This window comes from Pseudomonas sp. GW821-FHT07G10 (assembly GCF_059418545.1).
Genome location: NZ_JBWKQB010000034.1, coordinates 1 through 17,238, shown reverse-complemented (window position 1 = coordinate 17,238; position 17,238 = coordinate 1). Strand labels below are relative to the sequence as shown.

Below are 17,238 nucleotides of genomic sequence, written 5' to 3'. Positions count from 1 at the left end.
TTCAATCATGCAAAAACATGTAAACAGCTACTACGCCGCGACCCGCAACGAGACCATCGATTTTCCGGTGCTCGATCAACTGGTCGAGTGCGATGTCTGCGTGATCGGCGCGGGCTACACCGGTTTGTCCTCGGCACTGTTTCTCGCAGAAGCGGGCTACAGCGTCACGGTGCTGGAAGCCGCCAAAGTCGGCTTCGGCGCCAGCGGTCGCAACGGTGGCCAACTGGTCAACTCCTATAGCCGTGACGTCGATGTCATCGAGCAGCGCTACGGCGACAAGACCGCAGAAATCCTCGGCAGCATGATCTTCGAAGGCGCGGACATCATCCGTTCGCGCATAAAACAGTACGACATCAAGTGCGACTACAAGCCGGGCGGTATTTTCGCGGCGCTGAACAAGAAGCAGCTCAAAGGCCTGGCCGAGCAAAAAAGCAGCTGGGAGCGCTACGGCAACCAGAACCTGAAAATGCTCGATGCCAAGGACATCGCCAAAGAAGTCGGCTCGGACAACTACATCGGCGGCCTGCTGGACATGCAGGGCGGTCACGTACACCCCTTGAACCTGGCCTTGGGTGAGGCAGCCGCCATCATTGGCCTGGGCGGGAAAATCTTCGAGCAATCCGGTGCGCTCGAAATCACCTACGGTGAGCCGATTGTCGTCAGAACCGCCAAGGGCGTGGTGCGGGCCAAGTACTTGCTGATTGCCGGTAACGCCTACCTGAACCAGGACCTCGACGCCCGCGTGACGCGCAAGAGCATGCCGTGCGGTTCGCAGATCGTCGTCACCGAGCCGTTGTCGGCCAAAGTGGCCAAGAGCCTGATCAGCAACAACTACTGCGTCGAAGACTGCAACTACCTGCTCGACTACTACCGTCTCACGGCCGATAACCGCCTGCTCTACGGCGGCGGCGTGGTCTACGGCGCTCGCGAGCCGGATGACATCGAGCAACTGATCAAGCCGAAAATCCTCAAGACCTTCCCGCAGCTCAAGAACGTGAAGATTGACTACCGCTGGACCGGCAACTTCCTGCTGACCATGTCGCGCATGCCGCAATTCGGCCGTATCGAAAAGAACGCCTACTACATGCAGGGCTACAGCGGCCACGGCGTCACCTGCTCGCACCTGGCCGGCAAACTGATCTCGGAAATGATCCGCGGCGACGCCGAGCGCTTCGACGCGTTTGCGTCCTTGCCACACATGCCGATGATCGGCGGCCGAACCTTCCAGGCGCCGCTCACCGCCATGGGCGCCGCGTATTACGCGCTGCGTGACCGTTTCGGCATCTAAGCGGCGCAATCCATGTGGGAGCGAGCCTGCTCGCGATGAGGTCGACACATTCAGCATCGATGTCGCCTGACACACCGCCATCGCGAGCAAGCTCGGCTCCCACAGGGATTGGCGGGTGTGCACAGGCTCTGCAAGCATCACTGATCAAGTGTGGGAGCGAGCCTGCTCGCGATGAGGGCAGCACAGTCAGCATTGATGTCGCCTGACACACCGCTATCGCGAGCAGGCTCGCTCCCACAATTTGCGGGTCTGAACTGACTGGCAGCAGGCCCAACGGCCTTTTTACCCAGCCGTTTATCGAAGCTGCTGAGCAACACGAACAAACGTGATTTAATACCCGCCTTTCACGTTTCTGGGACAGGGAAGCGGTGTTTTTCGCGGCCAAAAGTCGCCCGCCATCCACCCCCATAACCCTTAAGTATTTATCGCATAAGGCTGTCATGGACACGGGCTCACGACTCAAATTAGTACGCGAAAGCTACAAGCTGTCCCAGCGCGAGCTGGCCCGGCGTAGCGGCGTCACCAATGCCACCATCTCCCTGATCGAACAAAATCGAGTCAGTCCTTCTGTCAGTTCCCTGAAAAAGCTCCTCGAAAGCATTCCCATGTCTTTGGCGGACTTCTTCACCTTCGATCAACCGCCCCAAGAGCACAAATACGTCTTCCGCGCCAACGAGCAGCCCGACCTGGGCCGTGATGGCCTGCGTCTTTTGTTGATTGGCGCTTCGGTGCCGAGCCGGCAGATGCGGCTTTTGCGCGAACAGTACGCGCCTGGGGCCAGTTCTGGCGAAGAGCCGATTGTGCATGCGGAAGGGGAGGAGTGCGGGCTGGTTACCCGTGGGACGGTTGAGTTGACGGTGGATGGGCAGATCAGTGTGCTGAATGCCGGGGATGGGTATTACTTTCCGACGACGCTGCCGCATCGGTTTCGGAATATCGGGGCGGATGAGGCTGAAATCATCAGTGCCAACACCCCGGCGAACTTCTGATGTGAAAGCGGCGGGGCGCCGCTTTCGACTGTGGATTCGACCGGTCGATGCAACGCAACTAAATTCTGTGTAAGCAGAAGAAGTGCGACGATGCGCTTGTTCATGACTTGAGTGAAGTTTGCCATGACCCTCCGGATAGCGGGGCGACGCCTCTGGTTGATCTTTACCGGCAAGCTCTGCGCCCCATCTGCGTAGACGAACGAGGGGGCATGAAATCGACAGTGCCGAGGCTGATATGCCTAATGCCCGAATTAAACCGAAGTTCCAGACGATGGTCGCCCCGAAGAAGCAGGCATCAGCGGGACGCCACCCAGACGCTTCGCGTGAGATCTCGCAGGTCTGAATAGCAATTCGACAGCGCGTCAGTCTGGGTTTGAGAGGGATGGCGAGTGGATATATGCGCGAAGGAGATTATGCTTCAAGGAAGGCCGTCAGCCTGTTTCGATGCTTCGCGCAATCCATAATCCGGTGATATCAGCCCTAGGGCCTGGGTGCGGCAAAGAAAGGCAGTGTGGTACTCCGGCCTACGACAAGATCAAGACGGAGAAGACTCATGGCCGTAATCGACAATACATCCACGGGCAGCGTGCCCCACCGCGGGATCACCAAGGAGGAGCGCAAGGTCATTTTCGCCTCGTCCCTGGGCACCGTGTTCGAGTGGTACGACTTTTACCTTTATGGCTCCCTCGCCGCGATCATCGCCAAGCACTTCTTCTCCGGGGTCAATGAGACAACGTCCTTCATCTTCGCGCTGCTGGCGTTCGCCGCGGGTTTCGCCGTACGCCCCTTCGGCGCCGTCGTGTTCGGCCGACTGGGCGACATGATCGGGCGCAAGCATACCTTCCTCATTACCATTGTCATCATGGGTACCTCCACTGCTGTGGTGGGCTTTCTGCCCGGCTACACGACCATCGGGGTGGCGGCGCCGGTCATCCTGATCACCCTGCGCCTGCTGCAAGGCCTGGCCCTGGGCGGTGAGTACGGCGGCGCGGCGACCTACGTGGCCGAACATGCGCCGAAAGGCAAGCGCGGCTACTTCACCTCATGGATCCAGACCACCGCGACCCTGGGCCTGTTTCTCTCGCTGCTGGTGATCCTTGCCTGCCGCACCATTCTCGGCACCGAAGCCTTCGAAGCCTGGGGCTGGCGGATTCCGTTCCTGCTGTCGATCCTGCTGCTGATCGTCTCGGTGTACATCCGCTTGCAGCTTAGCGAGTCGCCGGTGTTCATGAAAATGAAGGCCGAAGGCAAGTCCTCCAAGGCACCGCTGACCGAATCCTTCGCCCGCTGGGACAACCTCAAGATAGTGATCATGGCGCTGCTCGGCGGCACTGCCGGCCAGGCCGTGGTCTGGTATACCGGGCAGTTCTATGCACTGTTCTTCCTGCTGCAAACGCTCAAGATCGACCCGCAGACCGCCAACTTGCTGATTGCCGGCTCCCTGCTGATCGGCACGCCGTTCTTCGTCGTGTTCGGCAGCCTGTCCGACCGCATCGGCCGTAAGGGGATCATCATGGCCGGCTGCATCCTCGCGGCGCTGACCTACTTCCCGATCTTCCATGCGTTGACCGAATTCGGTAACCCCGACGTGTTCATTGCGCAGGAGAAGAACCCGGTTACTGTGGTCGCCGATCCCGGCCAATGCTCGTTCCAGTTCGACCCTGTGGGCAAGGCCAAATTCACCAGCTCCTGCGACCTCGCCAAGAGCCTGCTGGCGAAAAAGGCCATCCCCTACGCCAACGAGAAGACCGAGCCGGGTGCCGTCGCGCAAATCCGCATCGGCGACAAGCTGATCCCGAGCTTCGAAGGTACCGGCATGCCGGCCGCCGACTTCAAGACCCGCAACGACGCCTTCACCGTCACCCTCGGCACCGCCCTCAAGGACGCCGGCTACCCCGAGAAGGCCGCCCCGGCCAAGACCAACTACCCGATGGTGCTGTTGCTCCTGACCATCCTGGTGATCTACGTGACCATGGTCTACGGCCCGATTGCCGCCTGGCTGGTGGAGCTCTTCCCGGCGCGCATCCGCTACACCTCGATGTCGCTGCCCTACCACATCGGCAATGGCTGGTTCGGCGGCTTTCTGCCTACGGTGGCGTTCGCCATGGTGGCGGCCACGGGTGATATCTACTACGGGCTGTGGTACCCCATCGTCATCGCCGTGATGACGGCCATTCTTGGCACGTTCTTCCTGCCGGAAACCAAGGACCGGGAAATTCATCACACATAAGGCTGGCACCCGCCCTCTCCCGTGGGGGAGAGGGCAATCCTCCTGCCTGCTGGTGACTGGCAATTACTGGGCCCCACCCTAAGCGACGGTGCACTGCGCAAGTTTGTGCTGCACCTCCAACCACTGGGCCACACACCGCTTCAGATCGCCGCGCTGTTCCTGCTCACAGACCTTCGCGAATGTCAGATATTGCCGATAGCTGCCTGTCGCGATGGGCAGCTGTCGACCCGTTGCCGACGTTCGAAGCGGCGTCCCGCCAACGGCAGATCACAAAGACAACCGGACATCCAGCCGCTCTGCTTCCCGAAATAACGCGACATTGGTTTGCATACCTTGCAGTCCTATGCGACGACCCAGTCGTGGCCAGCAATCGGACCACCCGCTTGCTGCATGCGACCGCCCGAAACCAGACCGCCAAGATCCACTGGTGCGTAGCCAAAATCGTTGACGAGTCCGATCACCACCGCCTTTGCGTCCTTGTCGTCACCGGAGACGAAGATGACGCGCTTTCCGTCATGAAACTTCGGGCCCTTGTCGTAGTGCTCCATGCGGATAGCATTGAACGCCTTCACGACGCGAGCCCCTGGCGCGTGTGCCGCGACGATCTCGCTGGCGCCCGTGCCCCCCAAGTCCGCCAGAACGAGCTCAGGCTCGAGTTGCGTAAAAGGGTTGGTGGTATCCACCAAAATGCGACCTGCCCAATTGGGCAGCCCATCCAGGGCCGACGGGACTTGAAGCCATGGAACGGCGAGCATGACCAGCTCGAGCCGGGCCACCTCCTGGACCGTATCTGCCGACGCCTTCGGACCGAGTCCGGCCACTATATCGCCCAAAGCCTGCGGCCCACGACGAGCGCTCAAGACAACCTCATGTCCTGCTTGAATGGCGCTCCTGGCGATGGACTGCGCTACAGCCCCGGCTCCAATAAAACCAATCTTCATTTCGACACCTCAGCGGCAACGTAAGTCAACGAAGCCATGCTCGTCCAGAAGCACGGCACTTAACAGAACAGGCAGGTCAGTTCGATGAGCGCAAGTCGAGCAGCACCTTGCCACCCTTGATTGCGTGAGCGACGGCCTTTTGGTAGTCCGCAAGCGGATAGACGGCAGCCACAGGCAGGTCAAGCTCGCCGCGAGCCATCAGTTCGGCAGACTCCTTGATTGCGTCCATGATGTATGGCAGGTATTCGGGAAGGTCGATGTATATGCCGCGCACGACGATGCCGCGCAGATGCAGGTCCACGACCTTGAGCGGCGTGACCAGCTCGCCGCTTGTGAACGCATAGCTCACCAGCGTACCGTTTTGCGACAGCACGTCGATCAGGCGCACCGCAGCCGAACCGCTCAGGCCGTCGATGGCCAGACGGACGTTGCCCGGACCGACCGCGGCCTTGGCTTTGTCGACGGCGCCAGGCTCATCGACGAGAACGACGTCCCCACCAGCTTCTTCCAGTTCCTTGACCAGTTCCGGACGACGTACGAAGTTGATGGTCCGCAGGCCACGCTTCTTCGCCAACGCGATCACCGTGCGGCCGATGCCGGAGTTGGCCGCGTTTTGCACGATCCAGTCGCCTTCCTTGAGGTCAACGAAGCGCCCGAGCAGAAGTACGGCCGTGGGAGGATTGATGCGCAGCATGGCCAGTTGACGTGGATCGACGTTGGCAGGCAGCGCAATCAGCCCCTTGGCCGGGATCACTAGGCGCTCGCGCCAGGTCAACGCATAAAGCGGGGGCAACACGCGGTCGCCGACCTTCACGTTGGAGACATTCGAGCCTACCTGCAGAACTCGCCCGACGCCTTCGTTGCCCACGATCGAGGGCAGTGGAGTCGAGTAGACGAAGCGATTGGTGATGACGGCCAGGTCATTGCCGTTGATGGGGGCATACTCCATCGCGATCAGGACTTCATCCGGGCCGGAGTTGGCCGGCTCCGGAAGGTCAACGAGTTTCAGAGTCTCGACGGGGTCGCCGAAAGCGGTGTTCTGGATAGCACGCATGGCTTACGTCCTTTCATAAGATGCTTAGCTGGAAAGCCGAGAGGCAATACTTCGGCTCTCGGGGCTCATTTCGAAATCGTGCAAAAACCGGGGTGAACGCTACCAAGCCGCCCCTCATGACGAGGAGCGCCTCACATTACGCAGGACGCGTAGCGCTAGAACGCGAGCAGCACCATGCCGGCCCTTCCCCTGCGGTACGTATGTTCGAGCGCTCCCAGGTAGTCGCTCGCCTGATATCGTTCCGCTACGGGGAAAAGGCTCGGGAAGTTGCGTGCGAGCTCGAGCGCCTTGGCCACGTCTGCATCGTGCACCGCCGCAGGTTCGAATTGCCAACTGAACAACGACACACCCTTGATGGTCAGCGCTCGAGGGGCGATGGAACGAATGTCCGTCGTAGCGCCGCCCAGGGAGCCGTAGCTAATGATCGTTCCGCCGCGAGCGAGGAAGCTCGCTACGTCGGGCAATAGCGCGCCGCCGACGCCATCGAACGCCACGTAGACGGGCTTGTTCGCAAGCGCATCGCGAAGCTCGTCCTTCCAGCCCTGGTTCTCCGTGACGATGACAGAAAGGTTGGGGCGAGCAGCTTTAAGCGCTTGCGCGCTCGCCCTGGAGCCTACGAGCAGGATCGGATTGACGCCCACTTCGACGAGCAGATGAGTGAGCAGCTTTCCGACGGCGGAATTGGCAGCCGTCTGAATAACCGTGACATCTTCGCGCTTGTCTTCAGGCAACGCGTTGTGACCAGCCCGCATCGCAAGGCGTGCAGTCAACGTGTTGACCAACATCTGCGCTGCGACCTCATCGCTCACTTCATCGGGCACGGGTATCAGCGACTGGACAGGCGCGGCGATCCTGGAGCTCCAGGCGCCGTTGACGGGAAAGAAGGCCACACGTGTGCCGACCTGAATCCGGTGTGAAGGGTCGATGTCAGCGGCCAGCGCTTCCACCACCCCTACACCTTCGACGCCGGGCACTCGACCTCCCCTCGGGATGAGGGGAGCCGCCCCGAAGGCGGGGGAAGCGGAGACGCCCAGCAAGTCGCCCGGATGAACCGGTGCGGCGGACACACGCACAAGCGCCGCTCCGCTCACAAGAGAAGGAGCATCGGAAAATGCTTCCAGCGTGAGCACCTCGGCGGGCTCGCCATGGTTGGCGTGAACAATTCGCTGCATCATAGACTCCTTCCGCAAGGATTTGATTATTGGAGCGATCGCTCCATTATGGTAGAGTCGGTTCGTCTCTACAGCATGTCAAGTATTTTTGGAACCATGACTACAAAAAAAGATACGCAACCCCGGCGCAGCCGCGGCAGGCCCTCAACCTTTGATCGTACGGAAGCTCTGAGCCGAGCCATGAAGCTCTTCTGGGAGCAGGGATACGAAGGAACCTCCTTCGACCAGTTGATCCAGGCCATGGGGATCAGCCCCTCGAGCTTCTATAACTCGTTCGGCAGCAAGGAGCAGCTCTACAAGGAAGCGACTGAAGCATACTTGAGCATGTCCGAAGTCTGGTTTGCTGGCAGACTGTTCGGCACGGCCGACACGCGAGAAGCATTCAAGAAGCTTCTCGATGCTACCGTCGTGGAATTCACTCGAAACAACCACCCATCGGGCTGCATGATCTCTCTGGCCGGCACTCAGCTGCCCCCCGAATTCGCTTCTATTCGTGAGACGATGGCCAAGCACCGCGCAAACGCTGAAGAGATGATGGCGCAGCGGTTGCGCAAGGGGGTCGAAGACGGCGACTTACCGCCTGACACCGACGTGCCCGCACTTGCTGCCTTCTACAGCGCCGTGACCCGCGGAATGGCCGTCCAGGCACGAGACGGAGGCGGCCCGCAAAAGCTGAAGGCGATCGCAGACGTCGCCATGCAAGCATGGCCAGCTCAATCGGCACACCGTGGGTGAGTGCGTATCCTTCGGTTCTCAGAATCCAGTCGGAGGTAGGTCCGAGTTATGAAGCTCACGCTCGACCACAATGTCATCATCGACTTAGCAAGTGGCTCTATCAATATCGCCCGCCTTCGCGAGATCCTTGCAAAGAGCGAGCAACGTAACCTGTCAGAAGTCGCTGCCCGTAGTCAGTAAGACTGGAATGTTCGCCGATTCAGACGATGGCGACGCGAGTTCGAGTGACGACTGAAAGTCCGCTATCCGGGCGGAGCCGACGCTTGACTGTCCGTCTGAGCGCGCAGAGGAACGACTGGAGATGGCCGTTTCCTGCCTCTCGCCAAGGGCAGCAATCGACCCTTTGCAGCCTCTCAGGCTCCGCAAAGGTCGGCCAAAAGCGGCCAATAACCAGGGTTCGCTTTGGGCCGATACGCAAGCGGCAGGTACGGGTCGAGCCATGGCCCTGGTCGCATATATTTGAAATGCACAGCGTTGCTCGACAGAATCACGCCCCAATCCGGCCATAGGTGCCGGACGTTCGTGGTGAAAAGGGGCTGCAGTTGAACGAACAGACATTGTCCATGCGCCTGGAGCGCGTGGCGGGGCATGTGCCAGCAGGTGCGCGCCTGGCCGATATCGGCTCGGATCACGGCTACCTGCCGGTGGCGTTGATGCGCCGTGGTGCCATCGCGGCGGCGGTGGCCGGCGAGGTGGCATTGACGCCGTTCCACTCGGCCAAACGCACCGTGCGCGAGAGCGGCCAAGACCTGCGGATCACCGTGCGCCTGGCCAATGGCCTGGCGGCGATCGAGCCGGGAGACGGGATCACGGCGATCAGCATCTGCGGCATGGGCGGCGAGACGATCCGCGACATCCTCGACAGCGGCAAGGCGCGCCTGAACGGACAGGAGCGCCTGATTCTGCAGCCCAACGGCGGCGAGCAGCCACTGCGCCAATGGCTGATGGAAAATGGTTACCGCATCCTCTGCGAGGAAGTGCTGCGGGAAAATCGCTTCGACTACGAAATCATCGTCGCCGAGCGCGCCGGGCCGGTGATGTACACCGCCGAGGAGTTGTACTTCGGCCCGCTGCAGATGCAGGCACGCAGCCCGGCGTTCCTGGTCAAGTGGCAGCGGATGCTGAGCCAGAAACAGCAGACCCTGGCAAACTTCGCCCGGGCGCGGCAGGCCGTGCCCGAGGAGAAGGTTCAGGACGTCGCTCGGCAGGCCCGATGGATCACCGAGCTGCTGGCTTGAGCCCGGTCCAGGGTTTGTATGAAAAGTCGCCGAGCGGCGATCAGGCAAGGCGAAGACAGGCGAGGAACGGCCGGGGTCGCGCTCGACTTTACTGGTTGTAAATGAGCATTCCGATCGGACTCGCGCACGAGCATGTTTTCAACGCAGCATGATCGCTCGAATAAGTGTGCCGGTGGTCGAAGACAGGCACGAAGTTCGGGCATCAACCATGCTGCTCAGTCTATGAACGTCGTTTCTGACATCTAAACGTCATCTACTCATCGCGGGAATGCCATGTTTCCTGAGTACTGTTCTCGCAAATGAGATCGATCTCAAGCGAGTGACAATGACTGATTTGAAAGAGGTTGCACGGCTGGCAGGTGTTTCGCGGGCGACCGCCGCGCGAACCTTTGCCTCCCCCGAAGTGGTGCGTCCGGCCACCCGAGAGCAAGTATTCGCCGCTGCGCGTCAGCTGGGTTTTCGGCCTAATCGCCTCGGCCGCCAACTACGCTTGCAAACCACCAACCTGATCGGTGTGGTGGTGCCCAATCTGCTCAACCCGGTGTTCGCCGAGCAGTTTCAGGCGATGGAGCAGGCTGCACGCTTACACGGTTACAACCTGTTGCTGGCAACTACCGACTACAGCAGCGAGCGCGAAAGCGCGGTGGTTGAGGAGTTGTTGCGGCAGAGGGTCGATGGTCTGGTCCTCACCGTGACCGACGCCGAGAGCAGCCGCGTGCTGCAAAGCCTTGCCAGCGAAGACACGCCTTTTGTGCTGGCCTATCACCAGCCCGACAATCCTGACTACAGCGCCGTATCGGTGGATAACCGCGCAGGCATGGCGCTCGCCACCCGTTATCTGCTGGAAACAGGACACTTGCAGATCGGCATGGTCGCCGGTCCAGCCTTGCAGTCCGACCGCTCTCGCCTGCGTTACGCCGGTTATTGCGACGCTATGCGTGAGGCCGGCCTCGACAGCCTGCCGGTGATCGAAATGCCCGCCCATACCCAGGCTGACTTCGCCGCCATCGAGCCGTTACTGCACGGCCCGCAGGCACCCAGTGCGCTGGTCTGCTCCAACGACTTGCTGGCGATCAGTCTGATCGCGGAACTGCGGCGCAACGGCTGGAACGTGCCTGGGCAGCTCTCGGTCATTGGCTTTGACGGCATCGCCCTCGGCACTCAGATGCACCCGACGCTGTGCAGCGTCGTTCAACCCATCGAGGCGCTGGCCTGCACCGTGATCGATCAATTACTGGCGCAGATCGCTGGCGCCGCACCGGTTTCCCATTGCCTGCCTTGCCTTATCCGGCCGGGCGAAAGTACTCAACCCTACGAGGAGACGCTTGATGATCCGCTTCAGTAAAACCCTGGCGGCGTTGTTGCTATACGGCGTGGCCAGCCTGGCCCAAGCCGCCGAAACGGCGATTTGCTACAACTGCCCTCCGGAATGGGCGGACTGGGGCGCACAGCTCAAGGCGATTGCCGACACCACCGGCGTGCAGGTCCCGCTGGACAATAAGAATTCCGGCCAGTCATTGGCGCAACTGGTAGCCGAACAAGCCGCACCGGTGGCTGACGTGGTGTATTACGGCGTGACGTTCGGTTTGCAGGCGCAAAAAGCCGGGGTGGTCGGCACTTATAAGCCGAAGGGTTGGGACCAGATTCCAGCGGGCTTGAAGGACCCTGAGGGGCACTGGTTTGCGATTCACTCCGGCACCCTGGGCATCATGGTCAACGTCGATGCGCTGGGTGGCCTGCCGGTTCCACAAAGCTGGGCCGACCTGCTCAAACCCCAATACAAAGGCATGGTTGGTTATCTTGATCCGTCCAGCGCCTTCGTGGGTTACGTCTCTGCCGTGGCCATCAACCAGGCCATGGGTGGCACCCTGGATAACTTCGCACCCGCCATTGATTACTTCCAAAAACTGGCGAAAAACTCGCCCATCGTGCCCAAGCAGACGGCTTATGCGCGGGTGCTGTCCGGCGAGTTGCCGATTCTGGTCGATTACGACTTCAACGCTTATCGCGCTCGCTACAAGGACAACGCCAACGTCGCGTTCGTGATTCCCAAGGAAGGCAGCATCAGCGTGCCTTACGTGATGAGCATGGTCGGCAACGCCCCGCATCGGGCCAACGCCGAGAAGGTGTTGGATTTTGTCTTGTCCGATCAAGGCCAGGCGCTGTGGGCCAAAGCGTACCTGCGACCAGTGCGGGCGATGAAGATGCCTGCCAACGTCGCCGCGCAGTTCCTGCCGGACAGCGACTATGCCCGGGCCGGCGTAGTCAATTACGAACACATGGCGGCGGTGCAGGAAGCCTTCTCCGCGCGTTATCTGAGTGAGGTCAAGTAAGTGACGGCTTCGCAAGTAAAAGCTCAGGAAGGCAGGTCGGGTCGGGCCATCGTGCCGCGTTTGCGGCCGACCGCTGCCTGGGCGCTGGCGCCGGCAGCAGCGGTGCTGTTCGCGTTCTGGTTATTGCCGCTGGCGCACCTGATCGTGCTGGGTGGACAAAGCCGCGACGGCAGCGACAGCGGTTATTGGCAGGTGCTGACCAGCGCGCAATATCTGGGCAGTCTGGCGCAGACCTGCATTCTTGCCCTCGTGGTGACCCTTGCGGCGCTGCTGGTGGGCGGCATCAGTGGTGTGTTTCTGGCTCGCCAGCGCTTCTTCGGCCGCTCGGCACTGGTCGCCTTGTTGACCTTCCCATTGGCGTTTCCCGGCGTGGTGGTCGGCTTTCTGGTGATTCTGCTGGCCGGTCGTCAGGGGTTGTTCGCCACGCTTGGCCTCGAGCTGGCGGGGGAGCGCTGGATTTTTGCCTACTCGTTGACAGGGTTGTTCATCGGCTATCTGTACTTCTCGATTCCGCGGGTGATCCTCACGGTGATGGCGGCTTGCGAAAGCCTGGATCGTAGCCTGGAAGAAGCAGCCCATTCACTGGGGGCGGGTCATTGGCGAGTGGTCTGCGATGTCATAGTGCCCGGCCTGGCGCCGGCATTGGTCTCATGTGGGGCTATCTGTTTCGCGACCTCCATGGGCGCATTCGGTACGGCCTTCACCTTGGGCACTCGGCTGAACGTGACCCCGGTGGCGATCTACAACGTGTTCACCAATTACGCCAACTTCGCCGTGGCCGCTGCACTGTCGGTGGTGTTGGGTGCGGTGACCTGGGCCGTACTGTTGCTGGCCCGGCGGCTGGTCAAACAATCGGGGACTGTCTTGTGAAACGCTCAACGCTGTTTGTCGGGCAACTGGCTTTTACCTTGCTGGTTTGCGCCTTCATGTTGGTGCCCGTGCTGATGTCGCTGCTGGCCGGGCTGACGCGCAATTATTTCGTGGGCCTGTCCAGCGGACTTACATTCGACTGGCTGATACAGGTTTGGCAGACCTACTCACCAACCGTCTGGCTATCCCTGCAACTGGCAGCGGCCTGCGCGCTATGTGTCTGCGTGATTGGTGTACCGGCGGCTTACGCGCTGGTGCGGATGAACAATCGCTTCAGCCGCGCGTTCGAAGAGCTGATGGTACTGCCCGTGGCGATGCCAGGTCTGGCCAGCGCTTTGGCGTTGCTGCTCACCTATGGTCAGTTCGGTGAGTTTCGTAGCAGCTGGGTGTTCATTCTCGTCGGCCATGTGCTGTTCACGCTGCCATTTCTGGTGCGCCCGGTGATGGCAGTGATGCAACGTCAGCACCTGCCAACGCTGGAGGAAGCGGCGGCCAGCCTTGGCGCCGGGCCGATCCGGCGTTTCTTCAGCGTGGTGGTGCCCAACTGCCGGGCGGGGATTCTCGCCGGGGCGTTGATGGTCGTCACCCTGTCGTTGGGCGAGTTCAACCTGACCTGGATGCTTCACACCCCGATGACCAAGACATTGCCGGTAGGCTTGGCCGACAGCTATGCCTCGGCCAGGCTGGAAGTCGCCAGCGCCTATACCCTCATATTCCTGTTGATGATCGTGCCGCTGCTCATTGCGTTGCAGACCATCAGCGCCCGTCTTTCCCGTGGAGAGAGTCGATGACCGGAACCACTATTCGCCTGGAGGGTTGCCGCAAGGCGTTCTCTGACGGCACCGTTGCTGTGCATGATCTGAATCTGACCATCGAAGCCGGGGAAACCTTGGCGATTCTCGGCCCGTCCGGTTGCGGCAAAACCACCACCTTGCGCCTGATCGCCGGTCTGGAACGCCCGGACGCGGGTCATATATTTTTTGGCGACCGCGAGGTCACACGTCTGCCCATCGAGCGTCGCGACGTGGGCATGGTGTTCCAGAACTACGCGCTGTTTCCAAATCTGGATGTGGCCGGCAACATCGTTTATGGCCTGAAAATTCGCGGCCTGTCGCCCGCTGAACGCAACAAGCGTTGCTCGGAGTTGCTCGAGCTGGTCGGCCTGCACGATCACGGCAAGCGCAGCATTCACGAGTTGTCCGGCGGCCAGCGCCAGCGTGTCGCACTGGCCCGCGCGCTGGCACCCCGGCCGCGGGTGTTGCTGCTCGACGAACCGCTGGCGGCGCTGGACGCACAGTTGCGTGAACGCTTGCGCAGCGAGCTGGATCAGTTGCTACGCGGTTTGGGAATCACCGCGGTGTTCGTCACCCACGACCAGGGAGAAGCCATGGCGCTGGGGAATCGCATCTTGGTCATGGAGCACGGCCGCATCGCGCAATTGGCCAGCCCGCGGGAAATCTATCAGCAGCCGGCCAACGCTTTTGTCGCCGGTTTCGTTGGCAACCTCAATGCGTTTTCGGTGATCGAGCGCACGACCCATGGCTTGAAAGTCAGCGGCGGCGAACTCCCATGGCATGGCGCCAATCTGCCCGCCACGGTGTATTGCCGCCCCGAACATTTGCGGGTGATGGACAGTCAAGGCCATCTGCGCGGACGTCTGGTGGGTCAGTTTTTCCAGGGCGCCCAAAGCCGCCTGTTGGTGGACGTCGACGCCGCACAGCCGTTGTTGGTGGACAGCACCGACGACGTCATTCACGCGCCCGGCGCCCTGATTGCCCTGGCCATAGAGCCGCAAGCCCTGTTCACCCTGCATTCGTGATGCTGTTGTTTTCAGAGAACTTATTTTGAACTGTCCGTTTCTCATTGCGCAGATCAGCGATCTGCACCTTAAAGCCGGTCAAAGACTGACTTATGGCGTCGTCGATACCCTTGGCGCGTTGCGTCGTGCTGTCGATCATTTGAATGCCAGCCATCCGCGTCCCGACATCGTGGTGATCAGTGGCGACCTGGTGGACTTCGGTCGTCCTGCTGAATATGCCGTGCTGCATCCCGAACTGGCGCGCCTGCAAATGCCTTGCTACCTCGTGCCCGGCAACCACGACAATCGCGAGCATTTGCTGGCGGCATTTGCCGATCATGCTTACTTGCCGATGTCGGCCAGCGCACCACTGGATTGGGTGGTTGAGGAGTATCCGGTGCGCCTGATCGGTCTGGACACGACGATCCCTGGCGCCCATGGCGGTCAGTTGCTGGACAGCCAGTTGCTCTGGCTCGATGAACAACTGGCATGTCGTCCCGATGTACCGACGCTATTGGTTCTGCATCACCCACCGTTTATCAGCGGTATCGGCCATATGGACCGCGAGCCGTTCATCAATGCGGCGGCGCTGGAGCAGCTCATCGCCCGTCACCCGCAGGTGGAGCGCTTGCTGTGCGGGCATTTGCACCGGCCGATGCAACGGCGTTTCGGTGGCAGCCTGAGTTGTGTGTGCCCCGGTACCTCGCATCAAATCGTGCTGGATCTACAGCAAACCGCCCCGGCGCATTTCAATCTGGAGCCGGCCGGGTATCTCTTGCATCGCTGGCATGCGCAACAGGGGTTGATCACCCATAACGCGGTGTTCGGTGAATATCCGGGGCCGTATCCGTTTTATGACGCTCATGGATTGATCGACTGATCACACAGGGACTTTCAAGGCGCTTTTCTGCCGGGTTTCTTCGGAGGTCGTAACGACTATCTCTTTCTGTGTGTTGGTGAAGTTTTTCTCGATGATTGTTTAGCGCACTGGTCAATTCGCTGATTGGCCGGATGCTTTCTGCTGTCTTTTCAATGTGCCCGGAACATAGGTCCCGCGCTGGAGTTCGTCCCGATGAAAGCCACGTTTCAAGTATTAAGTTTTTTGACCGGCAGCCTAGGTATTGCCATGAGCCCGTTGGCCTCTGCTGATTTCATTAAAGACAGCAAAGCCCAGTTGGGCTTGCGCAACTTCTACTTCAACAACGATAACCGCGACGGTGCCGCCGCGCCTTCGAAGACCGAAGAGTGGGGGCAGGCCTTCATGCTCAATTATCAATCCGGGTTTACCGACGGCACCGTGGGGTTCGGCGTGGATGCTATTGGCCTGCTGGGATTGAAGCTCGACAGCGGCACGGGTCGTCATGTCGGCGGCTCGATGTTTCCCAGCGACGGCGACAAGGCCGTGGACCAATGGGGTCGTGTCGGTGCGACCGCCAAGATGCGTTTCTCGAAGACCGAACTGCGTTACGGCACCTTACAACCGAAATTGCCGATACTGGTCTCCAACGATGGCCGTCTGTTGCCTCAAACCTTCGAGGGCGGGCAAGTCACCAGCAATGAAATCGATAACCTGACCTTCACCGCCGGCCGACTTGAACACGCCACCGGGCGTGCTTCCAGCGATAGTGCAGGTCTGGCCGTTGCGGGCGGCACGCAGGAAAGCAATAAATTTACCTTTGCCGGTGGCGATTACAAACTAACGAAGGATCTGACCGCTCAGTATTACTACGCCAATCTCGAAGACTATTACCAACAGCACTTCGCTGGTTTGCTGCATGTGTTGCCGCTCGGTGAATACGGTTCGCTGAAAACCGACCTGCGTTATTTCAAGACCACGTCCGATGGCAAGAACAGCAGTGCGGCCGGTCGCGCCAGTGGGTTTAAGTTCAGCGGTTTCACCAAAGGCGGTACCGGTGAAATCGACAACGATACCTGGAGCGCGGCGTTCATTTATTCGTTGGGCGGCCATGCGATTACGGCGGGCTATCAGAGCGTTTCCGATAACAGCAACTTTGCGCAACTCAATCAGGGTGGCCTGGTCGATAAAGGAGAGGCAGGTGCCAGTCTTTATCTTTACACCGACCGCACCATTCAGACCTTCATCCAGGCGGGTGAGCGGACCGCGTTCGCGCAGTATGCCTACGACTTCGCTGCTCTGGGTGCTCCAGGCTTGAAGGCATCGGTGATGTACCTCAAGGGCGACAATATTCAGACTGCCAGCGGCAAGGACGCAAGCGAATGGGAGCGCGATATCTCTCTGGACTATGTGATCCAGAGCGGTGCGTTGAAGAACGTCGGTTTCGGCTGGCGGAACGCGATGTCCCGAAGTGATATCGCCCGCGACCAGGACCAGAATCGCCTGATCGTGAGCTATACAATTCCATTGATGTAAGGCTAAAAGTTATTTACGAAACCCAGGGGTGCGAATTTATCTGACAGGCGTTGATTTGTCCTTAAAGCGAGCGACTGCTTTTGGCTGATAGCTGCCGCTCGCGATTGGCTGCAACCGACCCAAAGCAATGGGATGGACTCCTCCTCACTTCGGCATCTTGAGTGCCAGACTGAAGGTGCGAACCACAGTCAACCGTGA

Annotated in this window: 16 protein-coding genes and 1 pseudogene; 14 read left to right on the top strand and 3 right to left on the bottom strand. The window is 60.2% G+C overall.

Annotated elements, in window-relative coordinates; genetic code table 11:
* Window positions 1-4: 4 nt before the first annotated feature.
* The 4 genes and pseudogenes from AC07O1_RS26470 to AC07O1_RS26455 all read left to right on the top strand — a co-directional run.
* Window positions 5-1,288, top strand: coding sequence for an NAD(P)/FAD-dependent oxidoreductase (locus tag AC07O1_RS26470; protein WP_494992470.1), 1,284 nt, complete (start codon window positions 5-7; stop codon window positions 1,286-1,288).
* A 440-nt stretch (window positions 1,289-1,728) separates the two neighbouring features.
* Window positions 1,729-2,277: a cupin domain-containing protein gene (locus AC07O1_RS26465; RefSeq protein ID WP_019689637.1), complete on the top strand. Its 549-nt coding sequence runs from the start codon at window positions 1,729-1,731 to the stop codon at window positions 2,275-2,277.
* 553 nt (window positions 2,278-2,830) lie between these two features.
* Window positions 2,831-4,507, top strand: coding sequence for an MFS transporter (locus AC07O1_RS26460; protein ID WP_495090714.1), 1,677 nt, complete (start codon window positions 2,831-2,833; stop codon window positions 4,505-4,507).
* A gap of 46 nt (window positions 4,508-4,553) precedes the next feature.
* A pseudogene (locus tag AC07O1_RS26455) lies at window positions 4,554-4,681 on the top strand (organoarsenical effux MFS transporter ArsJ); the annotation flags it as partial.
* Between the two features lie 167 nt (window positions 4,682-4,848).
* Here AC07O1_RS26455 and AC07O1_RS26450 read toward each other — a convergent pair.
* From AC07O1_RS26450 to AC07O1_RS26440, 3 genes are all read right to left on the bottom strand, one after another.
* Window positions 4,849-5,448 (bottom strand): NADPH-dependent F420 reductase, encoded by a 600-nt coding sequence (locus tag AC07O1_RS26450; protein WP_495013609.1) that lies wholly within the window; start codon window positions 5,446-5,448, stop codon window positions 4,849-4,851.
* A gap of 76 nt (window positions 5,449-5,524) precedes the next feature.
* A complete protein-coding gene (locus tag AC07O1_RS26445) occupies window positions 5,525-6,502 on the bottom strand; it encodes a zinc-dependent alcohol dehydrogenase family protein (RefSeq protein WP_495013610.1) in 978 nt (325 codons plus the stop codon).
* Between the two features lie 155 nt (window positions 6,503-6,657).
* A complete protein-coding gene (locus AC07O1_RS26440; RefSeq protein ID WP_495090713.1) occupies window positions 6,658-7,674 on the bottom strand; it encodes a zinc-binding dehydrogenase in 1,017 nt (338 codons plus the stop codon).
* A gap of 180 nt (window positions 7,675-7,854) precedes the next feature.
* Between AC07O1_RS26440 and AC07O1_RS26435 the strand changes: the two genes are divergently transcribed.
* The 10 genes from AC07O1_RS26435 to AC07O1_RS26390 all read left to right on the top strand — a co-directional run bounded on the left by AC07O1_RS26435 (window position 7,855) and on the right by AC07O1_RS26390 (window position 17,040).
* Window positions 7,855-8,409, top strand: coding sequence for a TetR/AcrR family transcriptional regulator (locus AC07O1_RS26435; RefSeq protein WP_495090712.1), 555 nt, complete (start codon window positions 7,855-7,857; stop codon window positions 8,407-8,409).
* Window positions 8,410-8,457: 48 nt separating this feature from the next.
* Window positions 8,458-8,589, top strand: coding sequence for a hypothetical protein (locus tag AC07O1_RS26430; protein WP_454743288.1), 132 nt, complete (start codon window positions 8,458-8,460; stop codon window positions 8,587-8,589).
* 362 nt (window positions 8,590-8,951) lie between these two features.
* The gene (locus tag AC07O1_RS26425; RefSeq protein ID WP_495090711.1) at window positions 8,952-9,647 is read left to right on the top strand and encodes a tRNA (adenine(22)-N(1))-methyltransferase; all 696 of its coding nucleotides are present in this window, start codon (window positions 8,952-8,954) and stop codon (window positions 9,645-9,647) included.
* A 325-nt stretch (window positions 9,648-9,972) separates the two neighbouring features.
* Entirely contained in the window at window positions 9,973-10,992 is a 1,020-nt protein-coding gene (locus AC07O1_RS26420; RefSeq protein WP_495012364.1) for a LacI family DNA-binding transcriptional regulator, read from the top strand.
* Window positions 10,976-11,980: an ABC transporter substrate-binding protein gene (locus tag AC07O1_RS26415; protein WP_495024161.1), complete on the top strand. Its 1,005-nt coding sequence runs from the start codon at window positions 10,976-10,978 to the stop codon at window positions 11,978-11,980. Before AC07O1_RS26420 ends, AC07O1_RS26415 begins: the two co-directional genes overlap by 17 nt.
* A 51-nt stretch (window positions 11,981-12,031) precedes the next feature.
* Window positions 12,032-12,850: an ABC transporter permease gene (locus AC07O1_RS26410; RefSeq protein WP_494993101.1), complete on the top strand. Its 819-nt coding sequence runs from the start codon at window positions 12,032-12,034 to the stop codon at window positions 12,848-12,850.
* Window positions 12,847-13,641 (top strand): ABC transporter permease, encoded by a 795-nt coding sequence (locus AC07O1_RS26405; RefSeq protein WP_495090710.1) that lies wholly within the window; start codon window positions 12,847-12,849, stop codon window positions 13,639-13,641. The genes AC07O1_RS26410 and AC07O1_RS26405 overlap by 4 nt, the downstream gene beginning before the upstream one ends.
* Window positions 13,638-14,669 (top strand): ABC transporter ATP-binding protein, encoded by a 1,032-nt coding sequence (locus AC07O1_RS26400; protein ID WP_495090709.1) that lies wholly within the window; start codon window positions 13,638-13,640, stop codon window positions 14,667-14,669. The genes AC07O1_RS26405 and AC07O1_RS26400 overlap by 4 nt, the downstream gene beginning before the upstream one ends.
* Window positions 14,670-14,694: 25 nt before the next feature.
* The gene (locus AC07O1_RS26395; RefSeq protein WP_495090708.1) at window positions 14,695-15,528 is read left to right on the top strand and encodes a phosphodiesterase; all 834 of its coding nucleotides are present in this window, start codon (window positions 14,695-14,697) and stop codon (window positions 15,526-15,528) included.
* A gap of 192 nt (window positions 15,529-15,720) precedes the next feature.
* Window positions 15,721-17,040: an OprD family porin gene (locus AC07O1_RS26390; RefSeq protein ID WP_495090707.1), complete on the top strand. Its 1,320-nt coding sequence runs from the start codon at window positions 15,721-15,723 to the stop codon at window positions 17,038-17,040.
* Window positions 17,041-17,238: the final 198 nt, after the last annotated feature.

Excerpts from the sequence above, each read along its gene's own strand:
- AC07O1_RS26465 (WP_019689637.1), top strand. The coding sequence starts at position 1,729 with ATGGACACGGGCTCACGACTCAAATTAGTACGCGAAAGCTACAAGCTG.
- AC07O1_RS26460 (WP_495090714.1), top strand. The coding sequence starts at position 2,831 with ATGGCCGTAATCGACAATACATCCACGGGCAGCGTGCCCCACCGCGGG.
- AC07O1_RS26450 (WP_495013609.1), bottom strand. The coding sequence starts at position 5,448 with ATGAAGATTGGTTTTATTGGAGCCGGGGCTGTAGCGCAGTCCATCGCC.
- AC07O1_RS26445 (WP_495013610.1), bottom strand. The coding sequence starts at position 6,502 with ATGCGTGCTATCCAGAACACCGCTTTCGGCGACCCCGTCGAGACTCTG.
- AC07O1_RS26440 (WP_495090713.1), bottom strand. The coding sequence starts at position 7,674 with ATGCAGCGAATTGTTCACGCCAACCATGGCGAGCCCGCCGAGGTGCTC.
- AC07O1_RS26435 (WP_495090712.1), top strand. The coding sequence starts at position 7,855 with ATGAAGCTCTTCTGGGAGCAGGGATACGAAGGAACCTCCTTCGACCAG.
- AC07O1_RS26430 (WP_454743288.1), top strand. The coding sequence starts at position 8,458 with ATGAAGCTCACGCTCGACCACAATGTCATCATCGACTTAGCAAGTGGC.
- AC07O1_RS26420 (WP_495012364.1), top strand. The coding sequence starts at position 9,973 with ATGACTGATTTGAAAGAGGTTGCACGGCTGGCAGGTGTTTCGCGGGCG.
- AC07O1_RS26415 (WP_495024161.1), top strand. The coding sequence starts at position 10,976 with ATGATCCGCTTCAGTAAAACCCTGGCGGCGTTGTTGCTATACGGCGTG.
- AC07O1_RS26400 (WP_495090709.1), top strand. The coding sequence starts at position 13,638 with ATGACCGGAACCACTATTCGCCTGGAGGGTTGCCGCAAGGCGTTCTCT.
- AC07O1_RS26390 (WP_495090707.1), top strand. The coding sequence starts at position 15,721 with ATGAAAGCCACGTTTCAAGTATTAAGTTTTTTGACCGGCAGCCTAGGT.